Origin of the sequence: Mycolicibacterium gilvum (assembly GCF_900454025.1) — a bacterium.
GTDB lineage: Bacteria > Actinomycetota > Actinomycetes > Mycobacteriales > Mycobacteriaceae > Mycobacterium > Mycobacterium gilvum.
Genome location: NZ_UGQM01000001.1, coordinates 3316334 through 3328392 on the forward strand (window position 1 = coordinate 3316334; position 12059 = coordinate 3328392).

A 12059-nucleotide genomic window follows, 5' to 3' on the forward strand; every position below is an offset into this window, starting at 1 on the left:
TGTGATCTTCTCCGATCACGGACCGTCGATGTCGCATTCGGGTGGCAGGATCGGCGGACGTGACGGGACTGGAACGCGCGACACCGCCGATGACCGGTGATGAACGGACGACGATCGAGGCATGGCTGGACTTCCAGCGACACACGCTTCTGCTCAAATGCGAGGGTCTGGACGACGCACAGCTGCGGCTGATGTCGGTGCCGCCGTCACCGTTGACGCTGCAGGGTCTCGTGCAACACATGGCCGAAGTGGAACGCAACTGGTTCCGTCGCGTTCTGGCCGGCGAGAACGCGCCGCCGATATACGGTCGCGCGTCCGACACCTCCGGCCACGACGGTGGTTTCGAGCTACTCGACGACGTCGGCTTCGCCGAGGCGGAGGAGACCTGGCAACGCGAGATCGACGCGGCGCGCGCGATATGTGCTCGCTTCGCGCTGGACGACACCCGCCCGTTTCACGGCGCCGAGGTGTCCCTGCGCTGGATCTATCTGCACATGATCGGCGAGTACGCCAGGCACAACGGTCATGCCGATCTGATCCGGGAACGGGTCGACGGTGTCACCGGCATCTGATCGTGTTGTCGAAAGCGCAACGCGCGCTGAATGATCCACGTAGGGTACCCGCCATGGCGGTCGATCGTGCAGCCCTGGTGGTCGGTGGTATCCGCCTGGCGTCGGGGGTCCAGTTTCTGGTTGATCCGTTGCGCGCCAACAGGTTATGGGGTGATTCCGGGGATCCGCCGCCGACGGCGAGGTTGCTTCTGCGGTCGATGGGATACCGCGACGCTCTGATCGGCGGCCTGCTGATCGCCGCGGCGATGCGGGGCCGGGACACCCGCGGGTGGTTCCTCGCCTCCGGCGGTGCCGACGTATCGGATCTCGTCGGCGGGCTGAGTGTGCACGATCAGCTGGGGCAGTCACAGAAGCTCGTCGGGATGGGCGGGGCGATCGTCGGGATTACGGTGGGCCTGTGGGGCGCGCTGAGGAAGCCCGCGCCGACGCCCCAGTAGCCAGGCCTGGCCGTCGGCCTCGCCGTGTTCGATCACGTCCACCGCGCCGAAGGCCCGCAGCAGTTCGCCCGGACCCGCCCGGAACCGTCCCGGTGCGGCACCGACCTCACTGAGCGCGCTCACCGCGAGCAGCCCACCCGGCGCAAGCCGTTCGACGAGTGCGGCGTCGAGCCGTGGGTCGCGGAACATGCTGCACAGCACCACATCTGCAGGACCGACACCGGGGATGCCGTGGTCGAGGTCGACCACTTCGAACGTGCACCGTTCCGATTGTCCGTCGAGGCGGGCACGTTCGGTCGCCGCCGCGACAGCCACCGGCGAGATGTCGCACGCCCACACCCGCAGTCCGCGCCGTGCCAGCCAGACGGCCGCGGCGCCGGTCCCGCAGGCGAGTTCGATGGCATATCCGGCAGTGGGGAAGAGGTCGGAGTGGGACGCGAAGACCGCCGGTAGTGCTGCGTGGCCGGCGAGCGTGCGGTCCCGGGCCGTGTAGCGCCGGTCCCAGTGCTCCCGGTCGGCGTCGGCCACGGCGTGCAGCCTACTCGGCGCAATCCCGGACGATTCGGATCCTGATAGGTCCGCGCCAATCGCCGTCGGGGTCGATCACTTCGCCGCCCTGGGTGATCTCGACCTCGCCCGATATTGCGAGCCGCCGGCTGATCTCGCGGGCCTCATCCATCAGCTCTCGCCATCCGGACCCGCCGACCGCCCGTGCCGCATCCGACGGGCAGGTGCTGCTGCCGGGTCCGCGGTGCGTGGCGAGCGCGCGGAGGGCGGCTGCGAGACGCTCGCCCGTGGGCCCCTCACCGAGTGCGGTGCGGGCCGCGGTCGCGGCCCGCCCGTCTCCGGCGGCGATCCGGGTCAGTTCGGAGTGCAGCGGCGCCGGCATGGGACCAGTGTGCAGCAGACCACAGATTCGGGGGTTTACCGACGGTGGCTCCCGGTCAACTTCGTAGATGTACTCAACGAATTTCGAGTCTCACCCCGGATTGGAGTCTGACGATGAAGTTGAACCAGGTTCTTGCCAGCGCAGCGGTGTTGGGCGGTCTGACCGCGGGCGCCATCGGCGTCGCGTCGACCGCGTCCGCCCAGCCGGGCTGGACGCCGCCGCCGGCCCCGCCCGCCGGACCGAACGTGGGCCAGGCACCGGCGGGTGCGCCGCCGAAGCCGGTCGATCCGCTGTGGGCCAACGGCCAGCCGCAGGTCTGGGACGAGGGTTGGCAGCATTGGGGCGTCTGGTTGAACGGCGTGTTCGTTCCGACCTACTGACCCCGCGACCGAACGAAGGCCACCGCAGACCTCTGGTCTGCGGTGGCCTCGTCCATTGGCCGTCAGGCGCCGAGGACCCGTTGGATGTCGGGCTTCATGGCGTTGAGCTGCGAACCCCAGTAACCCCATCCGTGAGTGCCGTTCGGCGGGAAGTTGAACACGCCGTTGCCGCCACCAGCGCTCTGGTACTGCCGCTGGAATTCACGGTTGCTGTCCAGGGTGATGGCCTCGAGGAGCTGTCCGGGGACGTCGCCGCCGCCACCGAGTTCTCCGGGCCGGCCGGTGCCGCAGTACACCCAGATCCTGGTGCCGTTGGCGACCAGCTTGCCGACGTTGACGGTCGGGTCGTTGCGCTTCCACGCCGCACTGCCGCCCAGACCCCACATCGAGGTCGCGCTGAACCCGCCCGCGTCGCGCATCGCGATGCCGACGAGCAGCGGCCACACCCCTTCCGACAGGTTCAGGTAACCCGAGAGTGATCCCGCGTAGCTGAACTGACCGGGGTGGTAGGCGGCCATGATCAGCGCCGCACTGCCGGACATCGACAGACCCACCACGGCGTTTCCGCTGGGGGAGATGCCCTTGTTCGCCGCCAGGTAGGCGGGCAGCTCCGAGGTCAGGAACGTTTCCCACTGGTAGTTGTGCGTGCCTCCGTTGCCGACGGCGGGGCCCTGCCAGTTCGTGTAGAAGCTGGACATGCCGCCCACCGGCATCACCACGGACAGTCCCGACTCGAAGAAGGTCTCGAATGCGGCGGTTTCGATGTCCCAGCCGCTGTTGTCGTCGCGTGCCCGCAGTCCGTCGAGCAGGTACACCGCTCTGGGCCCCCACCCTGGAACTTCACCGGGATGTCGCGCCCCATCGCGGCCGAGGGCACCATCAGTGTCTCCACCGGCAGACCGGGGCGCGAGTAGGCGCCTGCGGTCGCTCCTCCCGTCACGGTGATGAGACCGCAGACCAGCAGCGCCGTCACCGCGGCGGTGCCGAGTCGTCGAACGACGATTCGCATCAGATTCATGTGATCGCACCTGTTCTTCTTGAGCGCGTCCGCCGGACGCGCGTGCCTGGTTGCCGCGCACAGGTTCCCCGCTACCGGTGTGCCGCACGTGTTACTTCGTCATGTGACGATTCGCCGTTACGGACCGACGCCGGGTGCGTCGGGTGTGAAGTCGCACGGGATGGGCATCCGGTGCCGATGACGATCTCAACGCAGGACCTGCGCCGGCTGCTCGACGGTGACGAAGACTCGGCTCTCGTGCTGGTGGAAGGGCGTGTGGAGGTCATCACCGCGGACCAGAAATCCGACGAGGCCTTCCGTGGCGCGCTCGAGGTCATCTCACGCAGCGAGCTGCTCGACCGGGTCGGCTCGCGGTCGAGTGAGGACCGGCTTGAGGCACAGGCAGCCGCGCTCGACACCGCCGTCAACGAGTTGGGCGGGTAGCGCGTCAGCGACGCCCCACCGACCAGGGCTCTTCGTTGCGCTCCCGGCGCGCTCGTTCGTCGGCGCGATCCTTGGCCCAGAAGTCCTCGAACCGTTTCCCCGGATGCACGTTCGGCACCCTGTTCATCGCCCGGCTGAGCCAGCGGGGCGGAGTCGCAGGCTCCCACTGGGGAAGGACGAAGCTCAGCGCAGCAAGGCTTTTCAGGACGACGAACACCCCGAACAGCGCACTGGACGCGCCGGAGATCGCGACGCCGAACAGTCCGAAGATCAGCGTCAGGTGCACGACGATGACCCGGCTGAAACCCCGCTGCGCGGTCTGCTCGATCTGCCAGAACGACCACCGCCGCACGGTGGAGATGTCGACCACACAATCCACGCTCAAGATCCCCAGCACCATCAGACACGCGTAACCCACACTGCGCCAGTCGATCTCGGCAAGTTCAGGCTGAGCGTTGCGCCCGAGCAGAAAGATGATCACGGCGAGGAAGACACCGTGCGCAGCAGTGAACACCAGCGACGTCATCAAGAAGCCCGCGAGAAATGACGAGCTCGAGGGACTGTGCCGATTCGTGCTGGCCGCTTCGTAGCGGAAATGTCCGCGCCGCGGGTTCACGCGCCGGTGGACCAGGATTCGGGCGGCGACGAACAGCGACCCAGCGAGCGTCTCGAACCAGTACACAAGCAAGGTCGTCGCACCGGACCAGCCATCGACGAACCATCCGAGGAACGGGATACCGACGACGGCCAGCGCGGCCACCAGGTGGGTGAGACCTACCACGCGCTGTCAGCCCTGTTGCGCGAGCCATTTGTCGAGCAGCCGCCGGTCCCGTTTGGTGGGCCGGCCCGCGCCGCGATCGCGGACCGCGACGGGCACGGCTGCCGTCGGCGGCGGTGGGGGAGTCCGGTCCAGATAGCAGGTGACCGCGTCGGCGGCACCGACCCGCTTCTGGATGATCCGGGAGACCTGGACGATGCGGGTGGTGTCACCGACGCGGGCGCAAACCTCGTCGCCCGGAGACACCATCGTCGACGGCTTGGCCTGCCGACCGTTGACCTTCACCTGGCCGCCCCGGCACGCCGACGCGGCGTCGGGACGCGTCTTGGTCAGCCGGACCGCCCAGAGCCACCGATCGACACGGGTGGATTCCATGGCTCCATCATGGACTGCGGAGGCGCCGGTCACTGAGCGCATGCGAGGACAGCGTGCACCGCGGCCTGGACGCCGTGGCCGGCGATCAGCATCGGCTCCACCGACCGCAGCGTGCGGCACAGCACGAATGCCCCCTCCAGAGCTGTGAGCATCACCGTCGCCAGCCGACGACTCTGCTCGTCGCCGATGTCGAGTTGCCCGAACCAGCCGGCGAGCTGGTGCAGCCACGTCTCGAACACTTCGGCGGCCTCGCCTCGGAGCCGCTCATTGGTGCTCGCCACCTCCAGGGCGATCGTCTCGATCGAGCAGGCCTCGCTGTAGTCCTGCGATTCGAGCAGTTCGGCGGCGCTCGCGAAGACCGCCTCGATGCCGTTCGCGGGGTTGATGTCCGCCAACTGCGCGCCGACGAACGCGGCGTAACGGATGCCTTCGCTGCGGATGACCTCGGCGCTGATGGCCTCCTTGCCGCCGGGGAAGTGGTGGTAGATCGAACCGAACGGAGCACGCGCCGCAGCAGAGATCTGTTTGAGCCCGGTGGCCGACATCCCCTGTCGCCGGTACAGCTCCGCCGCTGCGTCGAGGATCCTGTCCCGGGTCGTCGGCTCCGTCATCGATCTCCTCCTTGCGCAGGGGTTGCAGACAGCATATCGTTCGCCTCAATAGAACGATCTATCTAGGAGGCTCCATGTCGACAGTAGGGGTGCCGTCCGGCACGATCGCCTATGAAGACACCGGAGGCGACGGACCGGTGATGGTGTTCGGTCACGGGTTGTTGATGGACGGTAGGCAGTGGCGCAAGGTCCTGCCCCAGCTACCCGAATATCGCTGCATTACACCGACATTGCCGATGGGCGCGCACACCTCGCCGATGCGCCACGACGCCGACCTGACCGAGACCGGGATGGCGAACATCCTGGCCGACTTCCTCGACGCGCTGGACCTCGATGACGTGACCCTGGTCCTCAACGACTGGGGCGGCGGCCAGTTCATGATCTCCGAGGGGCGCGACAAGCGCATCGGCCGCATGGTGCTGGCGTCGGTGACGGCTTTCGACAACTACCCGCCCGAACCGGCGCGTCCCGCCGCGCTGCTGTGTCGCATGCCCGGTGGAGGCTGGGTGTTGAGCAGGATGCTCGGCACCAGGTTCTTTCGCCACAGCCGGCGCGCCTACGGCGCGATGGCGAAGTCGGGCTTGCCCGACGAACTGTTCGACGCATGGTTCGCGCCGGCCGTCGAGAACCCGGCGATCCGCCGCGACCTGGTGAAGTTCGCGACCGGCGCGCCACCGCGGGCCCGACTGCTGGAGATGTCGGAGCAGATGCGGACTTTCGATCGGCCGGTGCTGGTCATCTGGGCGCGCGAAGACCGGATGATGCCCCTCGAGCATGCCGACCGGCTCGTCGAGCTCTATCCCGACGCCACCAAGATCGTCGTCGACGACTCCTGGACGTTGATCCCGGAGGACCAACCCGCCGCGATGGCGCAGGCGCTGCGGGACTTCGTCAGTCTGTCGCCCCGAGAATCTTGATCGCGAAGATCAGGGAGTCCCCGGGCAGGATTCCGGCACCCGGCTGCCCCTGCGGATAGCCGTCGGCAGACGTCATCGCGACCGCGACGGTCGAACCCACGTTCTGTCCGGCGATGGCTTTCTGGAAGCCCGGGATGACGCCGTCGAGCGGGAAGTCCACGGGGGCCCCGCGCTGGTAGCTGCTGTCGAAAATCGATCCATCGCGCCCGTTCACGCCCTGGTAGCAGACGGACACGGTGGCGGTGGGGGAGACCACGGGACCGTCGCCGGCCTGCAGCGTGCTCACCTGCGTCTCGGCCACGGTGAACGGCGACTCGACCCTGACCAGTGGCGCAGCGGTGTCGGTGGACCCGGTGACCGCGACGCTTCCCGTCGTTCCGGGCAGCGTCCACTCCGGGGCGGCATCGCTGTCCGGCAGCGCAGTCGGGCACGCGGAGGCGGCGGGCGCGGGCGGTTGGGCATCCGAGGACGGGACGACTCCGGAACCACAGGCGGTCAGAGCGAGCGCGCCGGCTGCGAGCGCGACGGAAGAGGACAGGCGTAGGGACTTCATCGACGCCACGCTACCGATCCGTGGACCGGGAGTGGCAGCGGGCACACGCGGTACAACATATTCCTTGACAGGAATATGTCAGGCATCTAGGTTCGGCGGTATGCAGTCGTCGGTCTTCGCGGCACTCGGTGAGCCGAGCCGTCTCCGCATGGTCGAACTGCTGCGTACCGGCCCGCTGTCGGTAGGGGAGATCGCCGAGAAGCTCGAGATCCGCCAACCCCAGGTGAGCAAACACCTTCGGGTTCTTGGGGATTCGGGCATCGTCAGCGTTGAGGCGTTGGCCCGCAAGCGGATCTACCACCTCATCCCCGAACCGTTTGAACAGATCGCCCAGTGGACCGAGTCCTTCGAGACGCTGTGGGAGGTCCGCATGGATTCCCTCGGCACATTCCTCGACTCCATCACTGATGACAACGACTGATCGGAGATTGTCGTGCTCCTGCAACTGCTGAAGCCCAAGAAGCTCAACTTCGAGCGGACCTACCCCGCACCGATCGACACGGTGTGGCGCGCGTGGACGGATCCCGAAATGCTGCGGCAGTGGTGGGGACCGGAGAAGACGCTGGTCCCCGAGTGCCGAGTCGACCTGCGTGTCGGTGGCGAGATCTACATCGTCATGGAGGCCGGCGCGGAGATGGGCAAGTACCAGGGCACACGCTGGCCCATGGCAGGCACCTTCACCCGCGTCGAGGCGACGTCGGGCCTGACCTATGACGCGCGTTCGTGGACAGTGGGCGAAGAAGAGGGCTCCACCATCCACCACACCAACGACGTCACCCTGAGCGAATCGGACGGCACGACGACGGTGCGGCTGCACGTCACGATCACCAAGATCGGGCCCAAGGCGAAGCTGGCGGCCTTCGGCATGAAGTGGGGTTACAAGGCGCAGCTCGACAAGCTCGACAAGCTCCTCGCGCAGTAACCGCACACGACGTCGGGGGGCGACGACGTTGCCGGATCAGGGAAGCTTCGGCACTGTGGAGGGATGAGCGACGAAACGAAGGTCACTGTCGAACGAACCATCACCGCCCCCGTCGATGCCATCTTCGATGTGCTGTCCAATCCCGAGCGCCACCAGGAGCTCGACGGATCGGGTTTCGTGCGCAGCGTCGATCACGCCGATCGCATCCAGAAGGTCGGTGAGGTGTTCACGATGAACATGCAGGGCGACCACATGGGCGGTGAGTACAAGACCGACAACCATGTGACGGGTTACGCGAAGGACAAGCTGCTCGCCTGGCAGACGGCGCCTGCGGGCACCGAACCTCCGGGCTGGGAGTGGTTGTGGGAGCTGGAGTCTCAGGGTCCTGGCGAGACGCTGGTGCGCCACACCTATGACTGGTCGAAGGTGACCGACAAGAAGCTTCTCGAAAAGGTGAAGTTCCCGCTGGTCAGCAAGGACCAGCTGTCCGACACGCTCGCCCGGTTGGCTGCCGCGGTCTCGTCCTGACGGGGCCGGCCCGTCGCCGATCAGTCGCGTCGGGCTTCGTAGCGCAGTAGGACCGTGCCGCCGGGGAAGGTGCGATTCTCCAGCAGTCGCAACGAGATCCACGACGGCAGATTCGGGAAGAACGGGAGTCCGCCGCCGACGGCGACGGGCGAGACGACGATGCGGTATTCGTCGACGAGCCCGGCTTGCACGATCGGCGCGGCCAGGGTCGCACCCGCCACCTCGAGCTGACCGCCGGTCTCGGCCTTCAGCTTCGTGACGACCTCCACCGGGTCGCCGCGTTCCAGCCGGGAGTTCCAGTCGACGGACTCCAGGGTGCGCGAGAACACGACCTTGGGCATGTCACGCCAGATGCGGGCGAAATCGACGATCAGCGGGGTGGCGTCCGGGTCCTCGTCGGCGGTCGGCCAGTAGTCCGACATCAGGTCATAGAGCCGTCGCCCGTAGAACGCCAGGGCGGTATCCCGTTCGAAATCGTTCCAATACTGGTGAACTTCATCGTTCGGATCCGACCAGTCGATGCTGCCTCGGGCGTCGGCGATGTACCCGTCGACCGACACGTTGAAGCCATAGATGAGTTTTCCCATGCTCTTCAGACTGCCGCGGCGAGCGGCACTCATCGCGACGCCGCGCGAGCGAGGGGGAGTGCTTCCCGACAGGATCCGTCAGTCGTCGCTTTCTTCCTCGCGGCGGCGCGCCGCCTCGATCACCTCGGGCGGGGCCGGCTTCTGGAGCCAGGCCCGCATCCGCATCAGTCCGCCGGCAAGCGTGCCGACGGCGAGCACGGCGATGAGGATCCAGAACGCAGTGGACATAGGTCAATTGTCCGCCTGCGGTCAACCACCGGTGCGTGAGACCGCGCGCCCGATACCGGAAACTCAGTGCAGGATGGCCCGCGCCGCACGCTCGGCGATCAGCATCACAGGGGCGTTGGTGTTGCCGGAGGTGATCGTGGGCATCGCCGACGCGTCGACGACTCGAAGGCCGGCGACGCGAAAAACGCGACAGTCGGTGTCGAGGACCGTGGTGGCCGACCGCGGCAGACCGCGCGCGTCAAAAGCGCCCATCGCGCAGGTCCCCACGGGGTGAAAGATGGTCGTCCCCAGTTCCCGGGCCGCGGCCTGCAGGTCGTCGTCGCTCACCAGATGCGGGCCGGGAAGCATCTCTTCCGGGCGGTAGCGGGCCAGCACAGGTGACGCCATGATCTTTCGCGTCATCCGGAGGCCGCGCACGGCGATGTCGCGGTCGGCGTCCGTGGACAGGTAGTTGCAGAAGATCTTCGGGTGGGTCAGCGGATCTGCGTCCGCCAGACGCACATGGCCTCGCGAGGTGGGTCGCAGATTGCAGACCGACGGCGTGATGGCTCCGTACGGGTGCAGGGGTTCGCCGAACTTCGTCAGAGACAACGGCTGCACATGCCATTCCAGATCAGGGCTGGCCAGGACGGGGTCGCTCTTGGCGAATGCCCCCAGCGTGGACGGCGGCATCGTCAGGGGTCCCGAACGCAGCAGGAGATACTGAATTCCCATGCCCGCCCGGGTGATCCAGTTGCGGTACAGGGTGTTGACGGTGCGCGCGCCCCGGACGCGGTAGACGGTACGCAGCTGCAGATGGTCCTGGAGGTTCTCACCGACCCCGGGTAGATCCACGGTCACCGGCACGTCGTGCCGGGCCAGCAGCTCGGCCGGGCCGAGACCCGACACCTGCATCAGGTGCGGGGAACCGATGGCTCCTGCGCTCAGGATCACCTCCCGACGCGCTCGGACGTCGACGATCTGTCCGTCTTTGAGCACGCGGAGGCCGGTGGCGCGGTGCGTTGCGGTGGTCCAGGCACCGCAACGCTGATCGTCGCGAACCTGGTCGTCGGTCAACAGCCGCAGAGCCTGGGTCTGCGTGTAGACGGTGAGATTCGGGCGGTGGGCGACAGGGTGCAGAAAGGCGTCGGCCATCGACCATCGCCGGCCCCGGCGTTGATTGACGTGGAAGTAGGCGCTGCCGGAGTTGTCGCCGCGGTTGAACTCGTCGATCGGCGCGATGCCCGATTCCGCAGCGGCGGCCTGCCAGGCGTCCAGGATCTTCCAGCGCACCCGCGGCCGCTCGACCCGGATCTCACCGCGCGCGCCGTGCCAGTCGTCGGCTCCGCCGAAGTAGTCCTCCAGATCCTTGTAGATCGCGAGTGTGTCGCCCGGACGGTCCGGGCCACCCCAGAGCCACCGCTCGTCACCGGTGGCCTGCGCCCACAGTTCGTAATCGCTGGCTTGGCCACGCATGTGGATCATCGCGTTGATCGACGAGCTGCCGCCCACGACGCGCCCGCGCGCGTAGAGGATGCTGCGGCCGGCGAGACCGGGGTCGGGCTCGGTGGTGTAGCACCAGTCGGTGCGAGGGTTGGCAATCGTGTACAGGTAACCGACCGGCACCTTGATCCAGAACCAGTCGTCCTTACCGCCGGCTTCGATCAGGAGCACCCGGTGATCGGGGTCGGCGCTGAGCCGGTTGGCGAGCAGGCAGCCTGCGCTGCCTGCACCCACGATGATGTAGTCGTATTCGGGCACAGGGCCAGTGTGCGCGATGACAGGACTGCAGCCCTATCAGATGCCGAGGACGTCGCGGGCGCGATCTATTTCGTCGGGATCGGCGGTTGTCGGGATGAGCCTGAGCTCGTCGAGGCCCGCTTCGCGCGCGCCGTTCACAGCCGTGAGGAGCGCAGACGGCCCGAAGTTGAGCATGCCTGTGGTCGCATCCGTGAGGTAGGAGCCGGCCGGTCCGGTGGCGACGACTTCCTGGTCCCAGAACTCTCGTACATGGTCTCGGAGCTGGGTCTCCGGGTCTGGACCGAGCGCAAACCAGATCGGGGTGGAGAAGTGCGGTTTGTCCGTCCTGCCGGCTGCCTGCCAAGCCTGCGCCACGCGCTCACGCTGTGCAGCCAAATTCTCGGCATCGAAGTGGAGTGAGTTCGCCGGATCACTCACGCCGACAGCCCATTTCGCGGCCCGCGCGAGCGCCTTCGGCCCGACCACGCCGGCGAGGAGAGGGATACCCGCAGCCTGCACCGGCGTGGGCCCTACGGGGTGGTGTCCTTCGACGGGGGGCTCCTGTGCCCACACCTTGCGCATCGTCGCGACCGCGGCGTCCATGCGCTGACGTTTCCGGTCGGTCGGACTGCCTGCCGCGACGTAGTCCTCATCCCAGGCGCCGATGCCCACTCCGAGCGTCAGGCGCCCTCCGGACAGCACGTCGATGGTTGCCATGTCTTTGGCGAACATGACCGGGTTCCGCATCGGGAGTGTGACGACATCGGTCCACAGGCGCACGCGCTCGGTCACCGCTGCCGCGGCGGCGAGTTGCGGGACCACTGACCAACTGTGTGGATAGAGCAGTCGTTCGTAGGTGACGAGTCCGTCCCACGGCCCTTCGTCGATCTTCCGGTACCAGGCAAGTTCCGTCTCGCGCCCGTGCGGAAAGAGGGTCGGCAGTCCCATACTGATGTGCACCAGGTTCACATCCCTTTCTCGGGTGAACGTAACCCCGCCCTTGATCCCAAGTTCATCAGACGTATTCGCCGAGCCGTGACCGACGGACCACCCAGTGGGAAACGGTGACTCGCGCGGGGGGTAGACGCTGCGGGGCACCTGCTCGTCTGCTGCGGATGCGGC

Annotated in this window: 18 protein-coding genes and 1 pseudogene; 8 read left to right on the forward strand and 11 right to left on the reverse strand. The window is 67.2% G+C overall.

Annotated features, from left to right (window positions below):
* The first annotated feature begins 59 nt into the window (after positions 1–59).
* Entirely contained in the window at positions 60–572 is a 513-nt protein-coding gene (locus DYE23_RS15475) for a DinB family protein (protein WP_011894105.1), read from the forward strand.
* A gap of 53 nt (positions 573–625) precedes the next feature.
* Positions 626–1009 (forward strand): DUF4267 domain-containing protein, encoded by a 384-nt coding sequence (locus DYE23_RS15480; RefSeq protein WP_081437671.1) that lies wholly within the window; start codon positions 626–628, stop codon positions 1007–1009.
* Here DYE23_RS15480 and DYE23_RS15485 read toward each other — a convergent pair.
* Positions 917–1537 carry a class I SAM-dependent methyltransferase gene (locus DYE23_RS15485; protein ID WP_115327578.1) on the reverse strand — a complete coding sequence of 207 codons (621 nt, stop codon included), beginning with the start codon at positions 1535–1537 and terminating at the stop codon, positions 917–919. The two genes, DYE23_RS15480 and DYE23_RS15485, sit on opposite strands and share 93 nt — an antisense overlap.
* 10 nt (positions 1538–1547) lie before the next feature.
* Positions 1548–1898, reverse strand: coding sequence for a DUF3253 domain-containing protein (locus DYE23_RS15490; protein WP_011894103.1), 351 nt, complete (start codon positions 1896–1898; stop codon positions 1548–1550).
* A 113-nt stretch (positions 1899–2011) separates the two neighbouring features.
* Here DYE23_RS15490 and DYE23_RS15495 point away from each other — a divergent pair, with 113 nt between their 5' ends.
* On the forward strand, positions 2012–2278 hold the full coding sequence (locus DYE23_RS15495; protein WP_041800123.1) for a hypothetical protein: 267 nt from the start codon (positions 2012–2014) through the stop codon (positions 2276–2278).
* Between the two features lie 62 nt (positions 2279–2340).
* On the opposite strand, the pseudogene DYE23_RS15500 reads toward DYE23_RS15495, so the two are convergent.
* Positions 2341–3296, reverse strand: a pseudogene (locus DYE23_RS15500) (alpha/beta hydrolase).
* A 177-nt stretch (positions 3297–3473) separates the two neighbouring features.
* Between DYE23_RS15500 and DYE23_RS15505 the strand changes: the two are divergent.
* A complete protein-coding gene (locus DYE23_RS15505) occupies positions 3474–3719 on the forward strand; it encodes a hypothetical protein (protein ID WP_099961688.1) in 246 nt (81 codons plus the stop codon).
* 4 nt (positions 3720–3723) lie between these two features.
* Here the strand turns inward: DYE23_RS15505 and DYE23_RS30890 are convergent, their stop codons facing one another.
* The 3 genes from DYE23_RS30890 to DYE23_RS15525 are packed head-to-tail and all read right to left on the reverse strand — an operon-like array spanning position 3724 to position 5483.
* On the reverse strand, positions 3724–4500 hold the full coding sequence (locus DYE23_RS30890; RefSeq protein WP_172527785.1) for a DUF6498-containing protein: 777 nt from the start codon (positions 4498–4500) through the stop codon (positions 3724–3726).
* 6 nt (positions 4501–4506) lie between these two features.
* The gene (locus DYE23_RS15520; protein WP_011894099.1) at positions 4507–4872 is read right to left on the reverse strand and encodes an Hsp15 family ribosome-associated heat shock protein; all 366 of its coding nucleotides are present in this window, start codon (positions 4870–4872) and stop codon (positions 4507–4509) included.
* Positions 4873–4901: 29 nt separating this feature from the next.
* Positions 4902–5483, reverse strand: coding sequence for a TetR/AcrR family transcriptional regulator (locus DYE23_RS15525; RefSeq protein WP_099961686.1), 582 nt, complete (start codon positions 5481–5483; stop codon positions 4902–4904).
* Positions 5484–5557: 74 nt separating this feature from the next.
* Here DYE23_RS15525 and DYE23_RS15530 point away from each other — a divergent pair, with 74 nt between their 5' ends.
* Positions 5558–6400, forward strand: a complete 843-nt coding sequence (locus tag DYE23_RS15530; protein WP_011894097.1) for an alpha/beta fold hydrolase — start codon at positions 5558–5560, stop codon at positions 6398–6400.
* Here the strand turns inward: DYE23_RS15530 and DYE23_RS15535 are convergent.
* On the reverse strand, positions 6375–6953 hold the full coding sequence (locus tag DYE23_RS15535) for an FKBP-type peptidyl-prolyl cis-trans isomerase (protein WP_011894096.1): 579 nt from the start codon (positions 6951–6953) through the stop codon (positions 6375–6377). The two genes, DYE23_RS15530 and DYE23_RS15535, sit on opposite strands and share 26 nt — an antisense overlap.
* Positions 6954–7053: 100 nt before the next feature.
* Between DYE23_RS15535 and DYE23_RS15540 the strand changes: the two genes are divergently transcribed.
* The 3 genes from DYE23_RS15540 to DYE23_RS15550 all read left to right on the forward strand — a co-directional run bounded on the left by DYE23_RS15540 (position 7054) and on the right by DYE23_RS15550 (position 8403).
* The gene (locus DYE23_RS15540; RefSeq protein WP_013471590.1) at positions 7054–7374 is read left to right on the forward strand and encodes an ArsR/SmtB family transcription factor; all 321 of its coding nucleotides are present in this window, start codon (positions 7054–7056) and stop codon (positions 7372–7374) included.
* Between the two features lie 12 nt (positions 7375–7386).
* Positions 7387–7875 (forward strand): SRPBCC family protein, encoded by a 489-nt coding sequence (locus DYE23_RS15545; protein WP_011894094.1) that lies wholly within the window; start codon positions 7387–7389, stop codon positions 7873–7875.
* Positions 7876–7938: 63 nt separating this feature from the next.
* Positions 7939–8403, forward strand: a complete 465-nt coding sequence (locus tag DYE23_RS15550) for an SRPBCC family protein (RefSeq protein ID WP_011894093.1) — start codon at positions 7939–7941, stop codon at positions 8401–8403.
* A 20-nt stretch (positions 8404–8423) separates the two neighbouring features.
* On the opposite strand, the gene DYE23_RS15555 is transcribed toward DYE23_RS15550, so the two are convergent.
* The 4 genes from DYE23_RS15555 to DYE23_RS15570 form a co-directional block, all read right to left on the reverse strand.
* Positions 8424–8990, reverse strand: coding sequence for a dihydrofolate reductase family protein (locus tag DYE23_RS15555; protein ID WP_115327581.1), 567 nt, complete (start codon positions 8988–8990; stop codon positions 8424–8426).
* Between the two features lie 78 nt (positions 8991–9068).
* Positions 9069–9218 (reverse strand): hypothetical protein, encoded by a 150-nt coding sequence (locus DYE23_RS15560; RefSeq protein WP_085981132.1) that lies wholly within the window; start codon positions 9216–9218, stop codon positions 9069–9071.
* Positions 9219–9281: 63 nt separating this feature from the next.
* Positions 9282–10958, reverse strand: coding sequence for a GMC family oxidoreductase (locus DYE23_RS15565; RefSeq protein ID WP_011894091.1), 1677 nt, complete (start codon positions 10956–10958; stop codon positions 9282–9284).
* A 36-nt stretch (positions 10959–10994) separates the two neighbouring features.
* On the reverse strand, positions 10995–11897 hold the full coding sequence (locus DYE23_RS15570) for an LLM class flavin-dependent oxidoreductase (RefSeq protein WP_147292288.1): 903 nt from the start codon (positions 11895–11897) through the stop codon (positions 10995–10997).
* Positions 11898–12059: the final 162 nt, after the last annotated feature.

Coding starts and splice junctions, on each gene's coding strand:
- DYE23_RS15480 (WP_081437671.1), top strand. CDS start 626: ATGGCGGTCGATCGTGCAGCCCTGGTGGTCGGTGGTATCCGCCTGGCG.
- DYE23_RS15490 (WP_011894103.1), bottom strand. CDS start 1,898: ATGCCGGCGCCGCTGCACTCCGAACTGACCCGGATCGCCGCCGGAGAC.
- DYE23_RS15495 (WP_041800123.1), top strand. CDS start 2,012: ATGAAGTTGAACCAGGTTCTTGCCAGCGCAGCGGTGTTGGGCGGTCTG.
- DYE23_RS15505 (WP_099961688.1), top strand. CDS start 3,474: ATGACGATCTCAACGCAGGACCTGCGCCGGCTGCTCGACGGTGACGAA.
- DYE23_RS15520 (WP_011894099.1), bottom strand. CDS start 4,872: ATGGAATCCACCCGTGTCGATCGGTGGCTCTGGGCGGTCCGGCTGACC.
- DYE23_RS15525 (WP_099961686.1), bottom strand. CDS start 5,483: ATGACGGAGCCGACGACCCGGGACAGGATCCTCGACGCAGCGGCGGAG.
- DYE23_RS15530 (WP_011894097.1), top strand. CDS start 5,558: ATGTCGACAGTAGGGGTGCCGTCCGGCACGATCGCCTATGAAGACACC.
- DYE23_RS15535 (WP_011894096.1), bottom strand. CDS start 6,953: ATGAAGTCCCTACGCCTGTCCTCTTCCGTCGCGCTCGCAGCCGGCGCG.
- DYE23_RS15540 (WP_013471590.1), top strand. CDS start 7,054: ATGCAGTCGTCGGTCTTCGCGGCACTCGGTGAGCCGAGCCGTCTCCGC.
- DYE23_RS15550 (WP_011894093.1), top strand. CDS start 7,939: ATGAGCGACGAAACGAAGGTCACTGTCGAACGAACCATCACCGCCCCC.
- DYE23_RS15555 (WP_115327581.1), bottom strand. CDS start 8,990: ATGGGAAAACTCATCTATGGCTTCAACGTGTCGGTCGACGGGTACATC.
- DYE23_RS15560 (WP_085981132.1), bottom strand. CDS start 9,218: ATGTCCACTGCGTTCTGGATCCTCATCGCCGTGCTCGCCGTCGGCACG.